Origin of the sequence: Fibrobacter sp., assembly GCA_024399065.1 — a bacterium.
GTDB lineage: Bacteria > Fibrobacterota > Fibrobacteria > Fibrobacterales > Fibrobacteraceae > Fibrobacter.
The window spans coordinates 91996-115326 of record JAKSIB010000008.1 but is presented as its reverse complement, the minus strand read 5'-3'; the positions used below and the strand labels follow the sequence as shown (position 1 = coordinate 115326).

The following is a 23331-nucleotide window of genomic DNA, read 5'->3' as shown; positions in this document are numbered from 1 at the left end:
TGAAAAGGTTACCAAAAAAATACTTTAAGAAATAGGTGAAAAAAGCTAATTTTGACCTTGTCTTAAATTTAGGATGAGATCAAAATGAATTTCAAGAAGACTCTTATTGCCGTTCTCGGTGTTGCCGCTGCTAGCTCCTTTGCTATTCCACCGAAAACCTGGGACGCAATCTATAAGGCAGAAGGTGAAGGTGACTACACCTCTGCAAAAATCGAAGGCAATATTCGCCTTGGCAAGTACACCCATTATCAGAGTGTTCAGCCGGTTTCCTTCAAGGTGAACGATAGTTTATTCGCATTCTCCGTTGCTGGTAACATGACTGTTCCTGCAGATCGAATCGAAAAGACTGATTTCGAAGGCGATTGCAACAGCACCAAGGAAGCCTGGATTTCCTATTTTGACAAGCCCCGTACATTCACTTCCGGCAAGGGCAAGAACAAGTCTGAATCTCAGTACATCATCAACATTGCTGGTGTGGACCTTGCCTGCGGTGACGATCTTTACGCTTTGAGCGATCTTAAGATCAAGTTTACTGACCCCCAGGCTCAGGCTGCATGGGCTGCTGAATTGGAAGGCCGTGAAAAGTATCAGCGTAAGCAGGTGGCCGAATTCCGCAAGGCAGAACAGGAACATCGTGCTGCCCTTAGGGAAGTTTCCGGTTTCTTCAAGGATCCCCGCGATGGTCAGGTTTACCGTACCATCAAGGTAGAAGGTCGTGAATGGTTCGCACAGAACGTTAACTTCAATGTAGATGGTCATTCCTGGTGCTACGAAGACAAGGATTCCTACTGCATGCGCAGTGGTCGTCTTTATGACTTGGAAGGTGCCCGCAAGGCTTGCCCGTCTGGTTGGCATCTGCCCCGTGACCGCGAATGGCACGACTTGCTGACCGGTCTTACCCATTGCTACGACGGTGTTGACAAGTGTGAAGCTTTCGCAAAGAAGATGAAGGCTACCACCGGTTGGCAGGGCGGTGGCGGTACCGACGAATATGGTTTCTCCATTTTCTCTTCCGGCTATCGTAAGGTTATTGGTAAGTCTACGGTCCGTTATGAAGACATGGGTGAATATGCTGGTTTTTGGTCTGCACAGAATGGTCGCAACGAAACCATTTGGCTCTGGTCCATGGGCCGCATGAGCGATCAGATGGTTCGTCAGCTGGTTCCTAGCAAGACCAACGCTTACTCTGTCCGTTGCATCAACGGTGACTAATTTAGTTCAGTGACTTTTTAAAAGACAAGTAAAAAAAGGCCCGCGAAAAAATCGCGGGTCTTTTTTTTGATTTTCCTGAGACTCGGGGCGAGGAGGCCACGTGGCTCTTCGCACCTCGTGTCCATTACATGGAACGAATCGGGAAGAGGCCGAGGAGGTCCAGAACGTTTTCAAGTACAATCTGGGTGGACTGTACGAGGAACAGACGGGACTTTTCTTCAGCACTGCCGAGCACGCGGTCTTCGTGGATGAACTTGTGTGCGGCTTCTGCGATTTCCAATGCATACTGGGCGAGAACGCTGGGCTCGTCGTCCTTGACTGCAGTGAGAATCTTGTCACCCTTCTTTGCGAGGATGTTAATCAAGCTGTAGGCATGATCATCGGTGAGCTGGGCGTAGTCAACGTCGGAAACGTTAACAGTGTAGCCAGCCTTGCGCATGATGCTGCAGAGACGCACGTGTGCGTTCTGAACGTACGGACCTGTGTCGCCTTCGAAGCTCATTACTGCGTCCCAGTCGAAGCGGACGTCCTTCAAGCGGCTGTTCTTCAAGTCGTTGAAGGTGAGTGCGCTAATACCGATCTGGCGGGCAATCAGTTCCTTGTTTTCCAGTTCCGGATTCTTAGCATCGATGAATTCCAGAATCTTCTTCTGGGCAGCGTCAATCACGTCGCGCAAAAGGCTTGCGGTACCGGTACGGGTCTTGCCCTTTTCCCACTTGCCGTCCACCATCTGGAGGATAACGCCGAAGGGGATGTGGTACATGTTGGTGTACCATTCGCGACCCATCTTCTTCAGCACGTGGAACACCTGCTTGAAGTGGAGTGCTTGGCCGAGGTCAACAACATAAAGGCACTTGTCGAAGTTGTATTCCTTCATGCGGTAGTTTGCTGCAGCCAAGTCGCGGGTTGCGTACAAAGTAGAACCGTCGCTCTTGCGGATGAGGCACGGATTCAAGTCGAATTCGTCCAGCATCACCACGTCCAGTTCGTTGGACTTCACCATCAAATTCTTTTCGCGGAGTTCGTCCAGGATGGCGGGAATCTTGTCTTCGAAGAAGGATTCGCCTGTGTAGTGGTCGAAGCCAACACCCATCATGTCGTAAATGCGCATCAGTTCCTTGAGTGTTGCTGCGCGGAATGCGGTCCACAGAGTGCGGTAGAATTCGTCGCCCTGTTCCAGCTTGGTAAAGGCGGCGCGAGCTTCGTCTTCAAGACCAGGCTCTTCCTTGGAAGCCTTGGAGAAGGCTGCGTAAAGGATGTTCAGTTCCTTGACGGTGAGAGCGTCGAGGGTGGCCTGGTCGGTGGGAAGCTTTTCTCGCAAGTACATGACGATCAACTTACCGAATGCAGTACCCCAGTCGCCCAAGTGGTTGATACGTTCCACCTTGTAACCTGCAGCCTTGTAGATGCGGCTGAGGGAGTTTCCGATCATGGTGGAGCGGAGGTGGTGGAAGGCAAGTTCCTTACCGATGTTGGGGGAGCTGAAGTCAATGCAGACAACCTTGCCGTTGGATTCCTGATGGCCGTAGTTCAAACCCTTGGCGGCGATTTCGTCCAAGGTGGACTTGGCGAGGAAACCACGGTCGATGAAGAAGTTGAGGTAGCCGTTGACAGCTTCAACCTTGGAGAGACCTGCGGGAAGTTTTACCTGGGCTGCCAGGTCTTCTGCGATCATCTTCGGAGCCTTGCGCATGACCTTTGCAAGGGAGAAGCAGGGAATGGTAAAGTTGCCGTGAGTGGTATCAGGCGGCACGGAGATAAGCTTGAGAGCTGCTTCGGCAGTAAAGCTGCCGGTAGCTTCCAATGCGCTTGCGATTTCTTGCTCAAACGAGTTCATTGTCGTCGCTCTTCTTGGTTTCGGTCTTCTTGACGAAGTCCTTTTCTTCCAGTGTTACAATCTTGCCGTCGGCATAGAGACGGTCAAGGGAAATTTCAGCACGCTTTTCTTCTTCAAAGAGGTGGACCATCAGGTCAAGACCAGCATCGAATACGGCCCAGCGAACGCCTTCCTTGTATTCAACACCAACGGTAGGAATCTTGTTGGACTTGAATTCCTTGTGGAGTTCGTTCAGAATAGCCTGCATCTGGGCTTCGCTTTCGCAAGTGGCGATCAGGAAGTAGTCGGTTACGTCCTTGATGCCGCGAAGGTCGATGAGCTGGATGTCCTGAGCGCGGAGCTCGAACAGAATGCTTGCACCAAGCTGGATAGATTCCGGCAAGTCTAGCTTCTTTGTTGTCATTTTATTCTCCCTGTTCGGGTTCTACTATTTGTTTTAAATCCTTTCCGATATACACGGATGCATCCACCAAGGCTCTCTTGCTGATAACAGTCATGACGTTGTCGGTCTTGAGTGCCTTGGCCAAGGCTTGCGCGCCTTCCCATTCCGGATTTCTGAGGACGAGGACGGTCTGTTCGTAGTTTTGAACGATGTCGTTTCTTGTGCTGACTACATCGAAACCGTTATCCCTGAGATACACCTTCATCTTGGCGGCTGCACCGGGCATACCGCAACTATTCAAAAGCTCCACGTCACCTTTGTAGGTGCGCTTGATTTCCTGCACCTTTTGGGGCTGCGCTTTTTCTTCTTCGCAACCGGCAAACACAAGGAAAAAAATAAGGCAAATGATTAGTCGCATTTTCACGGGCAAAAGATAGAATTTCTCCAGCCGTCGCAGTGGCCGTAGTAGTATCTTCTAGGCCCGTAAGCCTTGATTGCGTCCCTTTCGTTGATGAACATGAGGCGGAAACTGGTGTTTTCCGTGGGCTTGTATTCCAGTTCTATGTCCGGGAGGATGAACTGGACTCGGCCTTGCCGCATGTCCTCCTTGGCGATGGGCGCTCCGAACTTGAGATTGGCGTACATGGGCATCCAAATTCCAAGATCTGCGTAGAGGTGAAGGTCTGGAGAAAATTCATAGGCTAGGTGGGCCATGAAACTCTGGGATGCGAAGGAACCGAAGCTTCCACCGACAAAATTGATGGAGTAAGTGTAGGCTGCTTTCAGTGCCTGATCAAAGGTTTCGTGCTTGTAAAGGCGAGCGGGGTCGAAGTGTTCCCTGTTCCAGGGAATTCCGCTATCATAGACCATGTAGACAGTGTCTTCCGGGGCGTCTGCGGGGACCACTTGTTTCGATGCGGCAGAACTGTCCTTGGGAGGCTCTCCAAAGGATGCGGACACGGTTAAAACCAGACACAAGATAAAGGGCCAAAGGCGCATGTCTGGAATATAGAAAAGGGCGTCGGCCAGAGCCAAACGCCTTTAATTCCAAATTATCTGGCAAATCTTAGACGATTTCGTTCTTGCCGTTAACGTGAATGACGGTGGGCTTCCAGCTCTTGGCTTCTTCTTCGCTCATGGTTGCGTAGGCGACGATGATGACCAAATCACCTGGCTGGACCAAACGGGCTGCTGCACCGTTGAGGCAGATAACGCCGGACTTTGCAGGACCTTCGATAACGTAGGTGTCGAGGCGGGAACCGTTGTTCACGTCGAGAACGCCGACTTTTTCGAAAGGAAGAATTCCTGCAGCGTCCATCAGATCGCGTGCGATGGTAATGGAACCTTCGTAGTTGAGGTTCGCGTCGGTTACTGTTGCACGATGGATTTTGCTTTTAAGTAATTCCAGCTGCATTTTAGAGCTTAGAACTTTACGTTAAAGAAGCCGGTAACGCCCATGCTTGCGTTGTCGCTAGCAGGAGAAGGAATGATACCGTAGCTGAAACGATTTGCGTCCGGGTTGCTGTCCCACTGAGTGCTGAAGAATGCATCTGCGAAGGACCAAATGTGTGCGCCTGCTACTGCGATCAAGCCGTACCACCAGTAAGTTTCACCGGAAGCTGCGAGATAAATGGTTGCGCCTACGCTTGCTACCCAAAGAGCGTCCATCCAAATAGCCTTGGAGGAATTCTCGGTCTTCCACTGGTAAAGGGACGGAACCAACAGGGACAGGTAAGCGTAATTCTGGTCTCCGTGGCGATAACGGTAAGAACGGTCGATGTCTGCGTCTTCGAGGCCCTTGGAACGCTTGCCAAGCCATTCTTCTTCAGAAACGCCCATCTTTTCCCAGGGTTTCTGAATGTACTCGGAAGGACGAACGCCCATCTCGACGAGTCGAGTCAACTTGTCGCGAGAGATGCCTTCTTGCTTAGCTTGCTGGAATTCCCACTGGGTAAGACCCATTTCTTCGTAATTGAAACCCTTCCATTCGTCGTCGGAAGCGGTTGCTTCACCGACAGATTCTTCGGCGGTTTCTTCAGAGCCGTAGGAGTAGCTCTCAGAGGAAGCTTCGTCATCATATTGGGCGAACACGAAGGACCCGCAAAGGAGTACAGCCGCAATGGATTTACGCCAATTCAACATGATTTTTCTTCCTTCAATCCTTTAATGCCGGGGGAGGGAATCGAACCCTCACAGAGTCACCTCTACCGGATTTTGAGTCCGGCGCGTCTACCAATTTCACCACCCCGGCTGGGGTTGCATCAAATATAGAACAGTTTTCGTTTTTTTGTAGGTGAAAACGTTAAAAAAAAGCCGTTTTATGTAAAATTATTTCTTAAAAAGGGGCTGAAACTCCACTTTTAGGGGGGCAAGTTGCTTTGCTCCGTAGTCCACGGCCTCGTCCTTGGTAGCGAAATGGCCGGTCTGGACTAAGTAGAGGGTTCTTTCACCGCGCAATTGTTCCACGATGTTAGCCTGGATTTTACGCTTTTTGAGAGTGGAAACTAACAAGGTTGCGTTATCCTTGACACCGAAGGCTCCCAACTGGAGGACCCAGTATTCTTGTGCTGCGGCTGCTGCCGGCTGTGCTGCAGTTGCCGGTGCTGCCTGCTGGGCGGGTTGAGCCGGTGCGGAAGATGCCGCGGTCTGTGCGGGTGCAACGGCGGGCTGTGCAGGTTGCACTGCGGGTGCTGGTGCGGCGGAGGATGCCGGGGCTACGGCTGCTGATGTTGCTGCGGCGCTGCTGGAGGAAGCTGCCTTAGCGGGTTCAGTTTTCTGTTCGACCTTTGCTGGTTCAGTCTTGGGCTGTTCAGCTTGAGCGACCAGTGCGGCTGCAGATGAAGAAGATGTAACTACGGGCTGTGCTTCCTGAGCCGGGGCGGTTGCGGGCTGTGCCGGCTGTGCAGGTGCTGTAGTTGCTTCAGCTGCCTTGGGCTGTTCAACTGGCGGGTTCTTCAAACTTTCGCAACGTTCTGCAAGATCATCGGAATGGAACTTTGTCTTCACGGCCTGGCAAACCTTCTGCAGGACCACGTACTGGTGGGGGTGGGCCGTTTCAATGGCCTGAATCAAATGTTCTGCAGCCTTGTCGTACTTGCCGAGGTAAAGACGGAACTGGGCGCTGGTCATGAGCAAGTCGGAATAGAGGGACTGCTGCGGATTGACCACCTGGATCAAACTATCCAAACGCTTGCCTGCTTCCTTGAAGGACTTTGCTTCGCCTGTCTGGGAAAGGGCGAGAACGTTCCACAACCAGCATTCGGCTTGCTTGTCCTGAGGTTCCTTGGGGCAAACGGCTGCGTAGGCTGCTGCTGCTTCCTTCCAGTTGCCGGAAACGTAGGCCTTCTGTGCGTCAGCCATGGTCTTTGCAGTTTGAGCGCCTGCGCAAACAGCCATCATTGTAGACAAAAGAACTGCGAGTTTAGTTTTCACTTTATTTCTCCCAAAGTCTCAATCTGTCAAACTTAATCTAAAAGTGTTCCGCGAAGAGTCCATCCGCGGATGTCGTCAATTTTAACCTTCACGTAGTCCCCCGGCTTTACGATACGGGTGGGCTTGAAGATGACCTTCTTGAAGTTGTCGGTCTTGCCCATCAGTTCCGCATTGTCGCGGGAGGATCCGCCTTCCACCAGCAGGGTTTCGGTACGGCCAAGCATCATCTCGTTACGCTTCTTGGTGATTTCGTTCTGAAGTTCAACCAGGCGAGTGTGACGAGCCAACTTTTCTTCGGCGGTCAAGGTTTCCTGTTCCTTGTAGGACTCGGTACCCTTACGCGGACTGTAGATGAACATGTAGGCGGTATCGAACTGGCAGGCTTCAAAAGCCTTCATGGTGTCTTCAAAATCCTGGTCTGTTTCGCCTACGAAACCGCAGATCACGTCGGTAGAAATGGCGTAGTACGGGTCCTTGCTGCGGAGCTGCTCAATGACGCTCATGTACTGTTCCATATTGTGCTGGCGGCGCATCTTCTTAAGCATGGCGTCGCTACCACTCTGGATAGGAATGTGGGCGTAGTGGCAAACCTTGGGGTTGTTCAACAGAACGTCGATCAGTTCGTTGGTGTAATGGCGGGGATGGGGGCTTGTAAAGCGAATGCGCTGGATGCCTCCGATTTCAGAAACCTTGGTAAGCAGGTCTGCAAAATTGTGGTCGCCGTTCTTGTAGGCGTTTACCGTCTGGCCCAAAAGCATGATTTCGCTAATGCCCTTGTCCGCGGCCTTCTTGACTTCCGTCAAAACGTCGTCCATGTCGCGGTACTTTTCGGGGCCGCGGAGGTAAGGAACGATACAGTAGCTGCAGCGCTTGTTGCAGCCGCGCTGGATAGTCACAAAAGTGCTGAAGTCGTGCTTCACCTTGGCGTAATTGCCCACGTAATTTTCCGTGATGTCTTCATCCAGGAACATACGGTGGTGAGTCTTGTGCAGCGGGCTTTCAGGACCGTCCAGCAGAAGCTCAGGAATTTTGGTGTACTGGTCCGGACCTACGACGTAGTTCACCACTTTCAGTCGCTTGAGAATTTCCGGGCCGCGGTTCTTGGCCATGCAGCCGCAGACAACCACCTTCTTGTCGGGGTTGGCCTTTTTCAGCTTGCGGTACTTGCTGATGTTGGCAAATGCGGTATCTTCTGCTTTTTCGCGAACGGAGCAGGTGTTGACGATAATGAAATCGGCTTCGGCAATGTCACCGGTCTCTATGCAACCTCGCATGTCCAATTGCTGGGCAATGAGGGCGGAATCATACTCGTTCATCTGGCAGCCGTATGTGGCCAAGTAATATTTTTTCATGGGCGCGGGTATATAAAAGTTCTTTTTCGGATCAAAATTTAGAAAATTTTAGGATGAGGGTTGTTGCGGGTGAGGCTGGTAAGGCGCTTTTCGTGATAAATGGGCTCCATTGGGTTTGAAAGCTGAAATTGAAGAGACGTTTTGGTCAAAATGGGGTACTAAAAAGCTTTTGATTACCCCTTTGGTACCTTGAATTACGGACAAATTAACCGAAATTTGTTGTTGGGGGTGTGTTTCTGCGTGGGTGTAGGGCACTAAATTTGGTGGTGATGTGACATTAGTACCCCGGTGAGACTCAAATAGTTTAATTTTGTTTTGTACAAATTAATTTTTGGGGTACCAAAATTGTGCTCATTAGTTGTTTGGTTCCCTATTTCCGCAAAATGCCCGCTGTTTTTCCAAAAAATACTTTTTCAGCATTGAAATTTGTACGTTTTTCGATTAGACACGAGTGTGCCTACGTTGATATATGGACATAAAACCTAAGAGGCTTTATGAACCAGATTGAAAACCTGTCTCCGGATCAGTTTTTGCCGGAAATGCAAAGTAGAGCAGAGACGCTACTTGCCGTAATCATTGAAAAACGAAAATCTTTGGCGAATGCGCCTGTTGGCCGTTTGCGAGTTGCCATGCATGGAAAACAATGGCATTGCTACCATGTTTCTCCGTCATCGGATTCCAATGGTGTTTATATCCCGAAGGATAAAATAAGATTCATTAAGAGACTTGCCCAGAAGGATTATGACGGAGCCTTGCTGAAGGAACTGGAAAGGCAGCTTTCTCTGATTGAAAAATTCATGCAAGAGTATGCCAAATGTGATGCACTCAAAGTTTTTGAACGACTTCATAAAAATCGTCGTCAGTTTGTGTTGCCGGTGCAATTTTCTGATGAACAATATGCGGTTCGCTGGCTTGCGCTGCCTTACAAGGGCAAATCTTTTCGGGAGGGGGAGCCGGAATTTCTCACTAGCCGCGGGGAACGGGTGCGCTCCAAGTCGGAGATGATTATTGCAGATATCCTCGCGAAAAACAACATTCCTTACAAGTACGAGCTCCCTCAGCAAATGAAGGCCGCGGGCGGCAAGCTGATTCCGGTCTATCCCGATTTCACCTGCGTGAATCTCCGGACTCGTCAGGAGTTTTTGTGGGAGCATTTAGGACGTATGGATGATTCGGACTACTCGATGAAAACGGTAATGAAGTTGCGAACCTACAGCAAGAACGGCTTTATTCCTGGCAAGAATCTGATTCTTACTATGGAGTGCGACGGCATCCCGCTGGATCGCAAGGAAGTGGAAATCCTTGTAAAAACCTTTTTGCTGTAGATCGCGGCCCTCACCGCTCGGACTTTCTTATATTATAGACATGGCTCGTTTCTTCTACAAATGCTTAGGCCGTTTTGCCCTTATGACTGCAGCCGCCCTGTGGGCAGGTTGCGACAATGCTGAGAAGAGAGAATCTGTAAAGGAGGAGCCTGCAAGGGACATTTCTTCTAGCTCCCTGCTGAAAAAAGAAATCAAGGATTCCAAGTATCTTCCAAAACAAGAAAGTATTGTTGTCCAGGGAACTTCCGTTCTCTACGGAACGATGCCTGTTGTTGGGGATTGTCTTTATGGTGCACCCATGGTGTCAAAGGTGAAAGCAACTGTAAAGACAGTTACCGAACAGGATCTTGAATCAAAAGGTTCTCTATCTGGGGGGGGGGCAACTTGTGAAAGTGTTTCGTCAGCGAACACCTGGCTTGCGTCATCTTTACAATAAGTTCTTAAAAAAGAAGCCTGGATTTGAAGGTCGCTTGGTGTTGCAGCTGACCATTGCTCCTGACGGCTCAATAACCAATGCTGTCGTAAAATCATCAACCACTGGTTATGACGATTTTGACGCAGAAATAAAGATGGCTGTAAGTCGTTGGAAATTTGAAAAATCCGACGGAATCACCTCTGTGACCATTCCGTTTGAATTTTCGGAATCGTCGGATAAATAGGGCTGAGCGGCCTATTATACCAGCTTCAGCAAGTCCTTGATGTGCCTAATGGTATAGCGGGGCTCCAAGGGCAAAAGATTTTCGGGGCGGCCGAAACCTTCCAGTAGAGTGATACAATCGACGCCTGCATTCTTGGCGGCCATCACATCCGGAGTATCGTCGCCGATCATCACCGTTTTTTCGGGAGTGATTCCGAACTGATTCATGATGGCGAAAATGCCGGCAGGGGAGGGCTTGCGCTCCGGTGAAGTGTCTCCGCAAAGGTATGCGGAAATAAGGTCCGCGGGGCGGTTTTCTGCGCCACCGATTAACCCGAATTTCGTTAGAATTTTCTTGGCGGGAAGAACCGGCTTGTTGGTCAGCATGGCGGCGCGTTTCTTGCCTGCGCCGCAGATGGAATCCGCTGCATTGATGCGTTTGATGATTTCAATGACCCCTTCGTAGGGAACTGTATCTTCGGTGCAATGATCCCAATAGTAATTGGAATAAGTCTTCAGAACCTCGTCAATTTTGGCTTCGTCAAAACCGGCTTTTTCCAGAATAATATTGACGGCTTCCTTGTCGCGAACGTCCAAATGTTCGACGCTGCTTTTACCTGCAATGGGCTCGCCGGCAGTCTTTCCTGCGGCAAACATGAGTCCTGAAGCTACAGACCTGCGAATAAGATTGCGGGATCCGTTTCCGATGCAACTTCTGACGTTATCCTTTGAAATCTGCTGAACGCCAAACACTTTCAATGCGTAATTCACGGCGGGAGCCAAGTCCCCCAATGAATTGAACATGGTTCCGTCCAAATCAAAAATGAACAGTTCCTTGCGGGCCAATAATTCTTTCAGTTCTGCAGAAGTTGTCATTTCAAAAACTCTTTGATTTTTTCTTTGACGATTTCGAGATTGCTGTTGGTGAGAATGGGAATCAAACAATTGATTTCTTCAATGGATTTGTCCCACCATTTCCATTTTTGCATCATACTAATCAGTTCGTCGTCAAATCGCTTGCGGATAGGTATTGCAGGGTTTCCTGCAATGATTGTATAGGGCTCGACTTTCCCGCACACAACGCTGCTTGCTCCGATGATGGCTCCGTCTCCGATTTGTGTACCCGGGAGTATGGTGACGTTTTGACCGATCCATACGTCATTCCCAATGACAGTGTTGCCTTTGAAAGGCATGTCTTCGGCCTTTGGTGGCTTCATGTCCCAACCTTCAAGAGTATAGAAAGGAAATGTGGAAACGGAATTCATCTGATGGTTGGCGTCGTTCATGACAAATTCAACGCCTGCGGCAATTTGGCAAAATTTGCCGATAATCAGCTTATCCCTGCTCCAAGGGTAGAAATGGGTGACATGACTTTCGAATTCCGAATCAGCTATATAAGTGAAATCCCCAACGACGATGTTTGGATTTTTGATGGTGGGTTTGACGTAGATTTCTTTATCGTACCCAGTGATAGGATGAACTGTGTTTGGATTCGGACTCATATCGGTTTGCAAAAATAAAAAATGCTAGCTTTACCTTCGTTAAAAGGTCGCGCAATCATGTCAAAATTCACAGATTATATAGGCTCGCAGTTTGGGAATCCTCGCGGTTTCGTGGGGAAGGTCTGCTGCGTCATCATGAACTTCATCAACAAGGCCATGTACAAGAATACGGTGGCCTTGATGAACGTTCAGCCCGGCGAAAAAGTGCTGGACATTGGCTACGGCAACGGCTACCTTTTGCAGCGTCTGTACAAGAAAACGAAAGCGGACTTGTACGGCATCGACATCTCCCAGGACATGATGGACCAAGCCACACGCCGCAACGCCACTGCCGCTAGCAATGGTCACCTTCATTTGCAAGTGGGGGACTGCTGTGCGCTCCCCTTCGACGACAAAACCTTCGCTGCCGTCTCCTCCATCAACACTATCTATTTCTGGTCTGACACCGTGAAGGGTCTCTCTGAAATCCGTCGAGTGCTGAAACCGGGCGCCGCCTTTTACAATGTGGTCTACACCAGGGAATGGCTGGACAAACTTTCCTACACCAGGAAGGGTTTCAAGAAGTTCGAACCGGAACAGCTGATGGAACTTGGCAGACAGGCTGGCTTTGAAAATATCCAGGTTCTGGATATTGTAAAAGGCAAAAGCTTCGTGGTGGTTTACACCAAGGCATAAACAGCGGGGATCCTTTTGGGAATGAGTGTCCTTTGTTCTGCAAAATTTGTATATTCAGACCATGAAGAAAATTTTTAATTCCCGCGCAACTTTTCGCGCACCTCGCAGCGTACTCCGCGCATCCGTTTTCGCAACGGCCCTCGCAACCCAGGCATTCGCTGCCGACGCTATTTTGTTTACCCCTGCCATTTACCAGATCGGTGAAGTGAACCAGGGCGATGTAAAGCATTTTGTTTTGAAGGGAGCCAATGTATCCGGCAAGGAAATCAAACTGGAAACCGTGATGGGCCAGGGCATTGGCATGTCAAACTTCAAGTATCCCACATCTATCCAGCCCAAGAACGCGGTGGTCATCGAATTTGATATGGACTTTTCCGGTATGGAAGGTCCGGTGAGCCCCACTGTGGTTCTCGTAGGTACCGACGGCAAACCTTACACTGCAGCTTTGGAAGGTAATGTGAAGGCTCCGGTGTTCTTCAGCGAAAAGATGTTCGATGCAGGTTTCTACACTGCTGGCGAATCTCGTGAATGGTCCTTCTACGTCTGGGAAACCGATAAGAAGGCTCGCCCGGATCTGACCCTGGCAGACGAATCTGCCAAGGACTTCACCATCAAGACCAAGAACGTGAAGGTTAAGGTGGACGAAAACGGCAAGGTTTCCGAAGGTGGCAAGATTCCGGCCCTCAAGATCACCCTCTCTACCAAGGGTCTGAGCCGCGAAGGCTGGGAGCTGAAGCAGCAGAGCATCCGCAAAATTGTGACTTTTAAGAGCAAGAAATACCCGAAGGCCACTCCTGAGGTGCTGGTTATCGGTTATTGGAAGTAAAATTTGACATTTTTTGGAAGGTTTGCCTTGCCAAAAGTGAAATTTTAACTACCTTTGGTCTACTCTTTTAAAAAAGACCTCGGGATGTAGCTCAGCCTGGTAGAGCGCTTGAATGGGGTTCAAGAGGTCGCTGATTCGAATTCAGTCATCCCGATAAAAAAGTCCGTCGCATTAAGCGGCGGACTTTTTTTAATTCCTGAGTCGTGCGCGGAGTTTGCTACGATGGGGCGATCAATCCCGGATCAATTTTGTGTTTGATTACTTATTGTCTTCGTCCCTGAATTCGACGTTGATGATCTGTTCGGCCTGTTCAGCAATGGCGTTCATGGCCTGAGTGTCGGACATCTTCTTGGCTTCTGCCATGTCAATGGCTGCCATTTCGTAATCGGTTTCGGTAGTCCATTCAGGCTTCCATACCACAACCTGGTTACGGCCGCCTTCCTTACCCTGGTACAGGGCCTTGTCGGCCTGTTGAATGCTTCGATCGGCACCGAGGCGTTCGTCGAACTTGGCTACACCCAAGGTAACGGTAACGTTAATGGTGTAGTCGCCGTAATGGACCGTCATCCGTTCAATCTTCTTGCGGAAGCGCTCTGCCACGATTGTGGCACCATCCAGGTCTGTTTCCGGAAGCAAGGTCAGGAATTCTTCACCACCGTAGCGGGCGAAAACGTCGTACTTACGGAGGAGACCGCGGACGGTTTGTGCTACAGACTTCAGCACAACGTCACCACAGGCATGGCCGTAGGTGTCGTTGATGGCCTTAAAGTGGTCAATATCGATAAAGATGAAGCAGAACGGCTTGTGGGTACGCTGGCTTCTACCAATTTCGTTGGCGATAGTTTCGTTCATATCGCGACGGTTGGGGAGGCCGGTCAGTTCGTCGGTTCTGGAAATCAAGTCCAGCTTCTTGTTGGCCAGTTCCAATTCCTTGGTACGGTCGCGGACTTCCTGTTCCAACATGTTGCGGTGGGCTTCAAGTTCTTTCAACTGTCGCAGGATGGTGCTGTGCATCAGGTTGAATGCCTGGGACAGCGTGCCGATTTCATCCTTGCGGTGGCCAACGTGAATTTGTTCAACATCCATGTTTCCATCGGAAATCTTGCGGATGTGGTTGGTCAGTTTGTTCAGCGGGAGACCAAGCATAAAGAACATCCAGGCGGCGAGGCCAAAGATGAAGAAGATTGCTACAGCAAGGATGAGCAGGCTGCTTTGGCGGACGGATGCTACAAGACCATCAATTTCGCTCTTGGGCTGGAATGCGAAGATGCCGAAATCGTAGTTGTTGTCGTAGACGTAGTTTACCAGGTAGGATTTGCCATCGGAAAGCTTTTGGAAAGTGGGCTTCTGAACGCTGAAATTTCTCGGGTCCACATCGGCAAGTCCGAGTTCAGAAATCTTGTGGGTGTCGGTCAACCAAGTCTTTAAGTCAGGGTGGTAAAGAATTTCGCCCTGGGTATTGATTGCCACCAGAAAACCATTCTTGCCAATCTTGTAATCGGCGAAGCTCTTCCAAAGTCTGCGGAGGGAGAAGGTTGCTACAAGGCTTCCGTCACCCACTGCTCGGTTGGAAATGTTGATTCCGAAAATGCGTTCGGGAGCGGATTCCTTGCTGGTCTTGTACCAAGGGGTGACGTAGGGGCGGTGGGGCGTGATTCGGGAAAAGTCGACGGGGTAGTTGCTTCCCGTCTGCATGCCGGTCATGGAATTGTCGCAGACAAAATTTCCCTGGCGGTCGTAAATGGAAATGTTTTCACCGGAGATGAACAGGGTGGAAATGTTGTAACTCTTCAGGTAACTGGCGGCGGTAGTCGGGTCCATGCTCTGGATTTCAGAGGTCTTTGCCAAAAGGGAAAGACGGTCGCCGAACTGCTTCATTTCATTGCTGGCGGTTGCCGCGATCTGACTCAGCTGGGCAGCGTTGTTGTTGTAGCTCCATTCCAACATGAGAGCAGATTGTTTCTGGGTATAGAGCCAGATGCCGCCAGTGACCACCAAGGTCATTGCCACGGTCAAAATCAAGATGGACTTGAAAATGATGCTTCGGGAAAATCTTAGGATAGCGGAATCTCGCATAAGGTACCGTTAGAAACTATTGCTTTCTCTTCCTGCGGAAGTTGAACAGGAATCCGAGAATAACCATTGCAATGAATACGAAAGGAGCCTTGGACAAATTGCTGTTGACGATTTCGTCGCGGTTGTCCTTGGACGTTGTATCCTTGCTGGGCTTTTCGCCATGGTTGTGAATCTTCTTATTGAACAGGTTCTCCCACATTGCCTTGAACTCTGCTTCGGTCATGACATTTGCGGTGGGATGGTTTACTGTCTTGTTAATTTCGATGGTGTACTGCTTGAAGATGCTGTAAAGCTTTTCTTCGGAGTACAGGGAGGGAATTTCCATCATTTCCCAGACGGAACTGAACATAGCCACCAACTGTTGCTCGATGGTGCCCCATTCAGGAATGGTAACGTATGTTTTGCCGGTTTCTAGAGCCTTGATCAATTCGGCGTAGTCTTCGTCCTTAGCCCAGTTGGCAAGCACCTTCTTGGAGGTGGGGAGGAGACCGATTTGCTTTGTATAGGCGTCCTGGTTTTCGTCATTTACGAGGAAAAGCAAAAGATCCTTGGCTTCGGCTCGCTTGTTGCCTGCGGGAATTGCCAGGTTGCTTCCGCCAATGAAGCTGGAACTGCCTGCTGCACCGCTAGGGAACGGAATGGCGACAACACTGTCGGCGCCGATGCGTGCGTTGGAGAGACCGCCCATGGAACCGTCGAAACGGGTCTGCATCATGATTTCCGTGGTGCTGACGATGAATGCCAATTCGCCGTTATTAAACTGCTGAGCCACCTGTGCGGTGTTGGTCTGAAGGACTTCTGCCTGGACCAATGTGTCGACCACGAAGTGTAGGTAGCTGGCGATACCAAGAAGGGTCTCTTCGGAAAGGATATTTGCCTGCCATTTGCCTTCTTCGTCCTTCTTGACGAAAGAACCACCGTTGCTCCATACCCAAGGTGCAAAGTTGTGGGGAATGTTCCAGTCGCTTTTGCCCGGGAATGCGTAGCCGTGGATCTTGGTGCCGTCTTCCAGGGTTTCGTTGGCATGTTCAATCTTCTTGACTGCGTCGACGAAACCTCTATAGGTAGAGACGGATTCCTTGGTGATGCCGTATTTCTTGAGGATTCTCTTGTTGCCGAGAACCGGGCGAATGTCGATGAACCAAGGTACGGAATAAATGGTGGTGTCGGCATCCATGTGGGTGGTGTTCCAGCTGACAGGGACGTATCTGCTAGGGTCGATATCCTTGAGCCATCCGTTAAGAGGCTTGATTTCCTTGCGGGAAGCGAAGTAGGGGATCCAGGTGGTTCCTAACTGCAATACATCCGGGGCTTCCTGCTGACCACTAAGTGCGAGAGAAATGCGGTTCCAGGCTTCGCCCCAGTCCAAAACCTGCACCTGCGTAGGAATGCCGGTTTTCTTGGTGAAGAGGTTTAGGCGCTGTTCAAGTTTTTCTTGAGGAGAGGCACCATTGGGCATAATCCAGACTGTCAGGGGCTTCGGTGCAGCCAAAGCTGCCGTTGCTGCCAGTACTGTTGCAAAAATGGAAACTTTCAATTTACCCAACATGCGTAATACTCCTGTGAACCCCCAGGATACACCACTGGCCTGGGGATATACTTCTTTTGTAATTTAACAAAAAAAACGCGAAAAATCTCAAAAAAAATGTAAAAGGAGGGGCGGTGTTAGCGGTTTCTGGAATCGTTGCCAGGAAAGGTCGGGTTCTTGTGTGCCGGAGGTCTTCGGAAATGCTTTTTGGAGGCTCCTGGGAATTTCCCACTTTTGAAATTGAGGACGGAGAGACTGCCGAGGATTCCCTGGAAAGGAACTTCTTTGAGTGCCTTTCCGTGCAGGTTGCCGGTGCGCGATTTATCGGGGCGAGGAGTATGGTAAGAAATCCCAATGTAAGATTTTTTTCATACGGCGTGGAAATATCCCAGAAAGTGCGTTGGGTAAATGGGTATTCCTCGTTTAAGTGGTTGAAAATCAATGAGTTACGAAGAATTCGTCTGTCGCCAGGCTGTGTGACGTCTATCAAAACACTTGAAAATTTCTAGCAAAATCTTGTTGACAAACTTTTTTTTTAATTATATTTCGGGCATCGCATAACAAAGCGATAACTCAATCCTTAAGGAGTATAACAAATGAAAAAAGCTATCATCACTCTCGCTTGCGCAAGCATGATCGTTCTCACCGGTTGCTACGGCTCTAACGCTTGCTTCAACAAGCTCCACAAGTGGAACGGCACCCTTGGTAACAAGTGGCTCAACTCCATCGTTCACTTTGCTTTGGCATCTTTCCAGGTCTATTCCTTCACCATGTTCATTGACTTCGTCATCCTGAACACTGTTGAATTCTGGACTGGTTCCAACCCGCTCGCTGCTGGCGACTCCTACTATGAAAAGGACGCTCAGGGCAACGAAATCGCAGCTGTTAAGAACGCTGACGGTTCTATGTCCGTTGAAATCACCACTGCTAAGGGCGAAAAGGCTAACCTGACCTTCCAGCGCGATGAAAACGTTGTCCGCGCTCTCGACATGGAAGGCAACGTTGTTGCTCAGCGCGAAATTGAAAAGTAATTCTTAATTACTTTAAGAAATCGATTTCAAAGATCCCTGCCTGCGGGTGGGGATTTTTTTTATGGGAGACCCCTGGTGAGGCACTTTTTTTGCATAAACCAAAATTTTTTAGTTATTTTGTGGATATATGAGCATTTGGGATAGAAAATCCCCAAAAATTAGAAGTTTTTTTCTGAAAATCGTAGCCGCCGCGGCTATGGTTTGTTTTTGTGCTTGTGTGGACGAGGACGTGGCCCGTGGAAACGATGCCCTGAGAATCGGGGACTACGATCGAGCCATCGCCAACTTCAATAAGGCTTTGGACCAGCAGCCTGCCCACCGTAACGCCCGCTATGGCCTTGCTCTTTCGTACTACGCCGTGGCTGAAAACGGGGAAAAGTTGAACGGCCCCACCTTTGAGCTGTGGGAACGCACCGCCCGGGAATTTGAAATTTTGTCCCGCGTGGATAGCAGCGGCAAGATTGACGCCAATTATTCCACTTGTTTGTTCTACCTGGCCAAGGCCACCATGGAACAGCACCGTAAGGCCAACGTGTTGCCCTTGCTAGATCAGTCCATCCAGCTGGACAGCCTGAATTTCTTTAGCTATAACCTGAAGGCCTTGATTTTGGCAAGGCAGGGTCGCACCGAAGAGTCCAAAAACATTTTTATCTACGTAGTTACCAAGGAACCGAAATTTGCCTCGGCTTACGTGAATTTGGGTAACATCTATTGGGAAGAAGGCGATATTGAATCTGCCTGGGATATTTGGTCCATGGGTCACGAGGCTTTGCCCAAGGATAGGGCGCTTGCCCATTGGACGAAGGTGGCGGAGGATTCCCTCAAGGCTAAAATTTTGTCGGAAGAGCTATGAGTCTGAATACTTTGGACAATCCTTCTGGCAAACCGTCTATTCTTGATTCCATGACGGACTGCTACTTGCTGCATTCTGGCGGCGAGTCCAGTATTTATAAGGTTTCTGCTGATGGCAGGGATTGTGTTCTGAAATGGTACAAACCTGGGATATCCTTTAATAAGGATGTTTTGGAAACCTTGGAAAACTCCCGCATTTCAAACTTGTACAAGGTGGTGGAGTTTGGCGAACGTGATGGCTCCGCCTACCTGGTCTACGATTTTGTAGATGGCGCTTCCTCAGATTGCCTGGGGAGAATTCCTGTGCCGGTGGCCTTGCAGGCCTTGCGCTATGTGGCTTTTGCTCTTGGCCGCACAAGTAAGTTGGATGTTTCCCATGGGGATTTGCACCCCTCCAACGTGATTTTTACGGCGGCAGAGAAGAATGGATCCCTGGAACTTTGCCCGATGCTTATTGACTTTGGCATTGTGGGCCCGGGGGCCTTGGCCTACGCGGCCCCGGAACGGTTCCTGGGAAAGCAGCCTTCCGAAAAAAGTGATCTGTTCAGCCTGGGCTTGCTGCTTTACCGCTGGATTTCTGGCTCGGACTTGATCGAGGCCAATGGCTATGATGATTTTGCGTCCAAAGTAACTGCGGTTGGTGATATCAATGTTTCAGAGAAACTGTACTTGGGTTTAAATCTGGACCCGGAATCCATCAACGCGTTGGATCCTTTGTGGCAAGGCTTGCTGGCCACGGATCCTGAAAACCGCGTGGAGGATTTTGACGAACTGGACGAACTTCTGGAAATTGCCCTGGGCAAGGTTTCCGGAGGTGAGGTTGCCTTGCTGAAGGGAATCCAAAGTTTCCTGCAGCAGGAAATTTTGCCAAAATCGGGAATAAATGTATCGCCTGAAACGAAGTGTGATTTGCCCTACACGATTTGTGGGACTTCACGGAAAAAGCGTCTGGGCTGGAAAGCCCCGATTGCGGTTCTGGTACTTATATTTCTGCTTGTAGCCCTGGGCCTTTATTTCGGAACGAGAGGTTCTGACATAGATGCTACAGGAGAAATGTTGTTGATGCAGTCCAGAAGCTTGAATGCGGAGGCGGCAGACTCTGTCACGGAACCTGTTACAACGGATTCTGTACAGATAAAGGAAATGCTGCAGAACTTGCCCACTCCAGCTTCAGAGTAAATTTTTTAAGTCGAGGTTGTCTTGAAAACGGAATCAATGCTTGCTACGGAAAAGATGCTGGATGTGGTAAAGACTCTTTTGGATGAGGACCAGCCGGAAACCTTGTTCCCGAAGATTCTCGAAGTTGCCAGAAGTGTTCTCCGCGCCGACGCCGCAGTGCTTGACATTGCCGGCGAGAAACCTCTGCACCTCAGCAACCCTGAAGAAGTTTCCATTTCCATTTCTGCGGTGCGTCAGGCCAAGTCCGAGAACAAGGCTGTGGTCTGGAACCAGCTGGACGATGATTCTGCGGACTTGTCCAAGTCCATTGTGCAGAACCAGCTGACAAGCATTATGGTGTCGCCCTTTAGAACGCCGGACTCCGAGGCGGGTTACCTGTACCTGCAGCGCGCTGCCCGTGAGGAACCCTTCACCGACGAAGATGTTCAGCTGTTTGATTCCTTCGTGGCTGTTTGCGAAAAGTTCGCCTTCGCGGTTTACGACCGCCTTCGCGACAAGGAATCCCTGGACGTATTGAAAAATGTTGTCCGTAAGGACGGTATTGTTTACTCCTCCGCAGTGATGGCGGAACTTGTGGTTCTTGCAGACAAGCTTGCGCCCCTTCCCATGCCTGTGATTATCCGCGGCGAGACGGGTACTGGCAAGGAAGTCTTTGCCAAGTACATCCACAAGCACAGCCCCCGCGCCGACAAGCCCTTTATCGCGGTGAACTGCGGTGCCATTCCGGAAAACCTGATGGAATCCCTTTTGTTCGGTCATGCCAAGGGCTCCTTTACTGGCGCTATCGACAACCGTAAGGGCTTCTTCGAAGAGGCTGACGGTGGCACCATTTTCCTGGATGAAATTGGTGAACTTCCCATGAACATGCAGGTGAAGCTTTTACGCGTGTTGCAGGAAAAGCACATTACCCGTGTGGGCGATAATCGCGAAATCCCGGTGAATGTCCGTGTGATTTCCGCAACCCATGTGGATCTTGAAGAAGCTGTAAGGGAAAAGCGTTTTAGAGAGGACTTGTACTTTAGACTGCAAGTGATGCCGATGGTGTTGCCGCCTCTCCGAGAACGAGGCCAGGATGTAGTGCTTTTGGCGGAAGAATTTCTTACAAGGTATGGTGCGGAATATGGCCGTGGCAAGTGCCACCTGAGCCGTAACACTGAGAAAGCTATGCTTGGTTATCATTGGCCGGGCAATGTTCGTGAACTTGAAAATAGAATTCAGAAGGCTTTGGTCATGGCGGTCCATGGCGTGATTCAGCCTGAGGATCTTGGCCTAGGTGATGTCCAGGCGCAAGCCAAGGAGTCGCCCCGCACTTTGAAGGAAGCCCGTGAAGCGGTTGAACGAGATGTTATTGCTCGAGCCCTGAAGGACAGTAATGCAAATTTGACCTTGGCGGCAACGATTTTGGGCATTGATAGAAAGGTCCTCCGTGAAATCATGGAGCGACTTGATATGAAGAAGGAAGATTTTAAAAATTAGGAGATTGTTTCGTTTAGGCGATTTTTCGGGGTGATTTGTCCCGCTGGGGCCGGAATTCCCGAAAAAATCAATTTGGATGAATAGTTGTTTTTTTATATTAAGTATAAAAATCAACCGAAATTAGATGAATTTGTCTAAATTATAGCCTAAACGGATAGTTGGCACGGAATTTGCGAAAGTTAAGGCATGAAGACGAAAATGAAAAAATTGGGTTTCATATCGATTTTCTTGATGATGACGGCAACTGCGGTTGTCGCCCAGCCTTTGGATCGTCCCGAATCCTCTATCCCGACCCCTGCTGAAAGAGTCGCTGTATCCAAGGATGCTCCCGCTCTCGGTGCAAAGGAAAGCGAAGATTGGCAGAGACTCCGTGCTGAACGTCGTCAAGCTCGTGAGCAGATCCTCTCGGATTTGCGCGCTAGCTCCGCTGCTGAAAAGAATTCTATTCGTAAGGAAGTTTCCAAGAAGAAGGAAACTCGTCCTCGCTTCGAAGGGGAAATGCCCAATAATTCTCGCGAACATCAGAAGAACTACGACAGACCGGGTGCACATCCGATGATGCCGATGATGCCGATGATGCCCATGGGTCCGCGAGATTTCCAGAATCCCCGCCCTAATGAAGGGGATCGAAATCACCACTAAATGCATCGGATAGCAGTAGTTCTTCTATTGCTTTCTACTCTTCTCTGGGCTGAAACTCAGGAAGAGGCTTATTTTCGTGCAATGAAGGCCGAAGAGGCGGGGGATGTGTCTTCCGCTGTTAAGGCTTTTGAAGATGCTGTGGCTTTGCCTGGTCCTTATACCGCGGAACTTCAGGAAATTTTAAAGAGTTATTATGATGCTCTGGGTGTAAAGGACGATAGTGCATCGGGTGCGCTGTCTTTTCGCATTTTAGGTGACGCAGGTTTTTATGGCTTGCGTTATGATGAGTTCGGTTCAGCAAAAAATAAGGGTGAATATGGCGGCGATATGTACTTGTCGCTTACGCCTTTTATGGATTATTCCTCAGGTTCCTGGATTCATTCTCTCGGTTTGGGGCTTACCGGTGACTGGTTCTTGATGAATGATAATATGCCGGCTTTGGATACCAATGATTGGACTTTGGCTTTAGGTGCGGAATACTCCTTGGTTGGTCAGACCGTGTTGCTGAATGCGGGAATTGATTTGAATTTTGCTGAAGGCGAAGATGTTTCTGCAACATTCTACGGCTGGTTGCAAAAGGAATTCTATAGAAAGGGGAAGGATCGTCTTGGCGCGGCGGCCTGGGCCTACGTGGATACGGAAGGGCCGAGGTCTTATGCGCTGTTTGCTTCCTGGAACAGAACGTCCACTTATGGTTTGAATGGATCGGCTTACCTGGGGCTGCGCTTCGAGGCGGACTATGTCTCTGACTACAAGAAGTTCCTTGCGGACTATGAAAGAAAATTAAAGGAAGAGGCGAAGAAAATTTGCTCTACCAGTGATACTCGAGAGGAATGCACTGTTAAGGTGAACAATGGCTGGGGAGAAGTTGGTATGCCGTTGACTGTAGCCTACTGCATGGAAAAGTATGGCGATCAATGTCCCATTATGGATGAAAATGCAATTGATTCCCTGTACTGGGAGGATCGTATTGATGAACTTATGGATTCCATTGTAGTGCCTGTTTCTCGTTACTATGGAAAGTGGATTGGTCCAACCCTTCGTTCAAAGATTTCGTACAAATTTAGGAACAATATTTCTGTGGAAGGAAAGCTGAATTTGTTCTACGGTTTTGTGATTGACGGCCCTGATCCGGAATACGAGAAAATCCAGAAACTCGTAGGGAACTGGGGCTTGATGGCTTATTGGAAACCGAACAGCTTTGGTACGGTATACCTTGGCTTGGAGCAAATCTATAAAGGTTATAGTTTGTCTGACTATTACAAGAAGATTTTCTCCAAGGGAAACTTGCTGACGGAACTTAAGGTCGGAGTCAAGTGGGAAATTTAAGGGTTCAAATTTAAAAGAGGACGGCCGGATGGTCGTCC

Annotated in this window: 24 protein-coding genes and 2 tRNA genes; 13 read left to right on the top strand and 13 right to left on the bottom strand. The window is 49.6% G+C overall.

The genetic code is table 11. The features are described 5' to 3' along the window. Positions 1-84: 84 nt before the first annotated feature. On the top strand, positions 85-1212 hold the full coding sequence (locus tag MJZ25_05940; GenBank protein ID MCQ2123710.1) for a fibrobacter succinogenes major paralogous domain-containing protein: 1128 nt from the start codon (positions 85-87) through the stop codon (positions 1210-1212). Positions 1213-1336: 124 nt separating this feature from the next. Here MJZ25_05940 and argS read toward each other — a convergent pair whose 3' ends face one another. The 9 genes from argS to miaB form a co-directional block, all read right to left on the bottom strand. Further along, entirely contained in the window at positions 1337-3049 is a 1713-nt protein-coding gene (gene argS, locus MJZ25_05935) for an arginine--tRNA ligase (GenBank protein MCQ2123709.1), read from the bottom strand. Further along, the gene (gene rsfS, locus MJZ25_05930) at positions 3036-3452 is read right to left on the bottom strand and encodes a ribosome silencing factor (protein MCQ2123708.1); all 417 of its coding nucleotides are present in this window, start codon (positions 3450-3452) and stop codon (positions 3036-3038) included. The genes argS and rsfS overlap by 14 nt, the downstream gene beginning before the upstream one ends. Position 3453: 1 nt before the next feature. Further along, the gene (locus MJZ25_05925; protein ID MCQ2123707.1) at positions 3454-3849 is read right to left on the bottom strand and encodes a LytR C-terminal domain-containing protein; all 396 of its coding nucleotides are present in this window, start codon (positions 3847-3849) and stop codon (positions 3454-3456) included. Between the two features lie 2 nt (positions 3850-3851). Continuing rightward, a complete protein-coding gene (locus MJZ25_05920) occupies positions 3852-4391 on the bottom strand; it encodes a hypothetical protein (protein MCQ2123706.1) in 540 nt (179 codons plus the stop codon). Positions 4392-4497: 106 nt separating this feature from the next. After that, entirely contained in the window at positions 4498-4845 is a 348-nt protein-coding gene (locus tag MJZ25_05915; GenBank protein ID MCQ2123705.1) for an aspartate 1-decarboxylase, read from the bottom strand. 8 nt (positions 4846-4853) lie between these two features. After that, positions 4854-5573: a hypothetical protein gene (locus tag MJZ25_05910; GenBank protein MCQ2123704.1), complete on the bottom strand. Its 720-nt coding sequence runs from the start codon at positions 5571-5573 to the stop codon at positions 4854-4856. A 25-nt stretch (positions 5574-5598) separates the two neighbouring features. Beyond that, a tRNA-Leu gene (locus tag MJZ25_05905) sits at positions 5599-5682 on the bottom strand. Between the two features lie 77 nt (positions 5683-5759). Continuing rightward, positions 5760-6863: an SPOR domain-containing protein gene (locus MJZ25_05900; GenBank protein MCQ2123703.1), complete on the bottom strand. Its 1104-nt coding sequence runs from the start codon at positions 6861-6863 to the stop codon at positions 5760-5762. A gap of 32 nt (positions 6864-6895) precedes the next feature. Then, complete coding sequence (gene miaB / locus MJZ25_05895; GenBank protein MCQ2123702.1) at positions 6896-8215, bottom strand: tRNA (N6-isopentenyl adenosine(37)-C2)-methylthiotransferase MiaB; 1320 nt, start codon at positions 8213-8215, stop codon at positions 6896-6898. A 494-nt stretch (positions 8216-8709) separates the two neighbouring features. Here miaB and MJZ25_05890 point away from each other — a divergent pair, with 494 nt between their 5' ends. Genes MJZ25_05890 through MJZ25_05880 form a run of 3 tightly spaced genes read left to right on the top strand, consistent with a single transcriptional unit; the run spans position 8710 to position 10199 of the window. Then, complete coding sequence (locus MJZ25_05890) at positions 8710-9540, top strand: hypothetical protein (GenBank protein ID MCQ2123701.1); 831 nt, start codon at positions 8710-8712, stop codon at positions 9538-9540. A gap of 40 nt (positions 9541-9580) precedes the next feature. Continuing rightward, positions 9581-9976 carry a hypothetical protein gene (locus MJZ25_05885; GenBank protein ID MCQ2123700.1) on the top strand — a complete coding sequence of 132 codons (396 nt, stop codon included), beginning with the start codon at positions 9581-9583 and terminating at the stop codon, positions 9974-9976. Beyond that, a complete protein-coding gene (locus MJZ25_05880; protein ID MCQ2123699.1) occupies positions 9927-10199 on the top strand; it encodes a TonB family protein in 273 nt (90 codons plus the stop codon). The genes MJZ25_05885 and MJZ25_05880 overlap by 50 nt, the downstream gene beginning before the upstream one ends. A 14-nt stretch (positions 10200-10213) precedes the next feature. On the opposite strand, the gene MJZ25_05875 is transcribed toward MJZ25_05880, so the two are convergent. After that, positions 10214-11053 (bottom strand): HAD-IA family hydrolase, encoded by an 840-nt coding sequence (locus MJZ25_05875; GenBank protein ID MCQ2123698.1) that lies wholly within the window; start codon positions 11051-11053, stop codon positions 10214-10216. Then, positions 11050-11679 (bottom strand): CatB-related O-acetyltransferase, encoded by a 630-nt coding sequence (locus tag MJZ25_05870; GenBank protein ID MCQ2123697.1) that lies wholly within the window; start codon positions 11677-11679, stop codon positions 11050-11052. The genes MJZ25_05875 and MJZ25_05870 overlap by 4 nt, the downstream gene beginning before the upstream one ends. Before the next feature lie 57 nt (positions 11680-11736). On the opposite strand from MJZ25_05870, the gene MJZ25_05865 reads away from it, so the two are divergent. The 3 genes from MJZ25_05865 to MJZ25_05855 all read left to right on the top strand — a co-directional run bounded on the left by MJZ25_05865 (position 11737) and on the right by MJZ25_05855 (position 13334). Continuing rightward, complete coding sequence (locus tag MJZ25_05865; protein MCQ2123696.1) at positions 11737-12354, top strand: class I SAM-dependent methyltransferase; 618 nt, start codon at positions 11737-11739, stop codon at positions 12352-12354. A gap of 61 nt (positions 12355-12415) precedes the next feature. After that, positions 12416-13180 (top strand): hypothetical protein, encoded by a 765-nt coding sequence (locus tag MJZ25_05860; protein MCQ2123695.1) that lies wholly within the window; start codon positions 12416-12418, stop codon positions 13178-13180. An 80-nt stretch (positions 13181-13260) separates the two neighbouring features. Then, positions 13261-13334: transfer RNA gene (locus tag MJZ25_05855), tRNA-Pro, on the top strand. Positions 13335-13438: 104 nt separating this feature from the next. Here the strand turns inward: MJZ25_05855 and MJZ25_05850 are convergent. Together MJZ25_05850 and MJZ25_05845 are read right to left on the bottom strand one after the other, a co-directional pair. Beyond that, positions 13439-15256 (bottom strand): diguanylate cyclase, encoded by a 1818-nt coding sequence (locus tag MJZ25_05850; protein ID MCQ2123694.1) that lies wholly within the window; start codon positions 15254-15256, stop codon positions 13439-13441. 16 nt (positions 15257-15272) lie between these two features. Continuing rightward, positions 15273-16805: an extracellular solute-binding protein gene (locus tag MJZ25_05845; protein ID MCQ2123693.1), complete on the bottom strand. Its 1533-nt coding sequence runs from the start codon at positions 16803-16805 to the stop codon at positions 15273-15275. A 575-nt stretch (positions 16806-17380) separates the two neighbouring features. On the opposite strand from MJZ25_05845, the gene MJZ25_05840 reads away from it, so the two are divergent. From MJZ25_05840 to MJZ25_05815, 6 genes are all read left to right on the top strand, one after another. After that, positions 17381-17815 carry a DUF3332 domain-containing protein gene (locus tag MJZ25_05840; protein MCQ2123692.1) on the top strand — a complete coding sequence of 145 codons (435 nt, stop codon included), beginning with the start codon at positions 17381-17383 and terminating at the stop codon, positions 17813-17815. A gap of 196 nt (positions 17816-18011) precedes the next feature. Beyond that, positions 18012-18668, top strand: a complete 657-nt coding sequence (locus MJZ25_05835) for a tetratricopeptide repeat protein (GenBank protein ID MCQ2123691.1) — start codon at positions 18012-18014, stop codon at positions 18666-18668. Further along, entirely contained in the window at positions 18665-19846 is a 1182-nt protein-coding gene (locus MJZ25_05830; protein ID MCQ2123690.1) for a serine/threonine protein kinase, read from the top strand. The genes MJZ25_05835 and MJZ25_05830 overlap by 4 nt, the downstream gene beginning before the upstream one ends. A gap of 21 nt (positions 19847-19867) precedes the next feature. Further along, positions 19868-21322, top strand: a complete 1455-nt coding sequence (locus tag MJZ25_05825; GenBank protein MCQ2123689.1) for a sigma-54-dependent Fis family transcriptional regulator — start codon at positions 19868-19870, stop codon at positions 21320-21322. 198 nt (positions 21323-21520) lie between these two features. Continuing rightward, positions 21521-21964 carry a hypothetical protein gene (locus MJZ25_05820; GenBank protein ID MCQ2123688.1) on the top strand — a complete coding sequence of 148 codons (444 nt, stop codon included), beginning with the start codon at positions 21521-21523 and terminating at the stop codon, positions 21962-21964. A gap of 27 nt (positions 21965-21991) precedes the next feature. Further along, positions 21992-23293 carry a hypothetical protein gene (locus tag MJZ25_05815; GenBank protein MCQ2123687.1) on the top strand — a complete coding sequence of 434 codons (1302 nt, stop codon included), beginning with the start codon at positions 21992-21994 and terminating at the stop codon, positions 23291-23293. Positions 23294-23331: the final 38 nt, after the last annotated feature.

Coding starts and splice junctions, on each gene's coding strand:
- argS (MCQ2123709.1), bottom strand. CDS start 3,049: ATGAACTCGTTTGAGCAAGAAATCGCAAGCGCATTGGAAGCTACCGGC.
- MJZ25_05840 (MCQ2123692.1), top strand. CDS start 17,381: ATGAAAAAAGCTATCATCACTCTCGCTTGCGCAAGCATGATCGTTCTC.
- MJZ25_05875 (MCQ2123698.1), bottom strand. CDS start 11,053: ATGACAACTTCTGCAGAACTGAAAGAATTATTGGCCCGCAAGGAACTG.
- MJZ25_05915 (MCQ2123705.1), bottom strand. CDS start 4,845: ATGCAGCTGGAATTACTTAAAAGCAAAATCCATCGTGCAACAGTAACC.
- MJZ25_05870 (MCQ2123697.1), bottom strand. CDS start 11,679: ATGAGTCCGAATCCAAACACAGTTCATCCTATCACTGGGTACGATAAA.
- MJZ25_05885 (MCQ2123700.1), top strand. CDS start 9,581: ATGGCTCGTTTCTTCTACAAATGCTTAGGCCGTTTTGCCCTTATGACT.
- miaB (MCQ2123702.1), bottom strand. CDS start 8,215: ATGAAAAAATATTACTTGGCCACATACGGCTGCCAGATGAACGAGTAT.
- MJZ25_05830 (MCQ2123690.1), top strand. CDS start 18,665: ATGAGTCTGAATACTTTGGACAATCCTTCTGGCAAACCGTCTATTCTT.
- MJZ25_05890 (MCQ2123701.1), top strand. CDS start 8,710: ATGAACCAGATTGAAAACCTGTCTCCGGATCAGTTTTTGCCGGAAATG.
- MJZ25_05850 (MCQ2123694.1), bottom strand. CDS start 15,256: ATGCGAGATTCCGCTATCCTAAGATTTTCCCGAAGCATCATTTTCAAG.
- MJZ25_05835 (MCQ2123691.1), top strand. CDS start 18,012: ATGGTTTGTTTTTGTGCTTGTGTGGACGAGGACGTGGCCCGTGGAAAC.
- MJZ25_05925 (MCQ2123707.1), bottom strand. CDS start 3,849: ATGCGACTAATCATTTGCCTTATTTTTTTCCTTGTGTTTGCCGGTTGC.
- MJZ25_05940 (MCQ2123710.1), top strand. CDS start 85: ATGAATTTCAAGAAGACTCTTATTGCCGTTCTCGGTGTTGCCGCTGCT.
- rsfS (MCQ2123708.1), bottom strand. CDS start 3,452: ATGACAACAAAGAAGCTAGACTTGCCGGAATCTATCCAGCTTGGTGCA.
- MJZ25_05910 (MCQ2123704.1), bottom strand. CDS start 5,573: ATGTTGAATTGGCGTAAATCCATTGCGGCTGTACTCCTTTGCGGGTCC.
- MJZ25_05845 (MCQ2123693.1), bottom strand. CDS start 16,805: ATGTTGGGTAAATTGAAAGTTTCCATTTTTGCAACAGTACTGGCAGCA.
- MJZ25_05820 (MCQ2123688.1), top strand. CDS start 21,521: ATGAAAAAATTGGGTTTCATATCGATTTTCTTGATGATGACGGCAACT.
- MJZ25_05865 (MCQ2123696.1), top strand. CDS start 11,737: ATGTCAAAATTCACAGATTATATAGGCTCGCAGTTTGGGAATCCTCGC.
- MJZ25_05860 (MCQ2123695.1), top strand. CDS start 12,416: ATGAAGAAAATTTTTAATTCCCGCGCAACTTTTCGCGCACCTCGCAGC.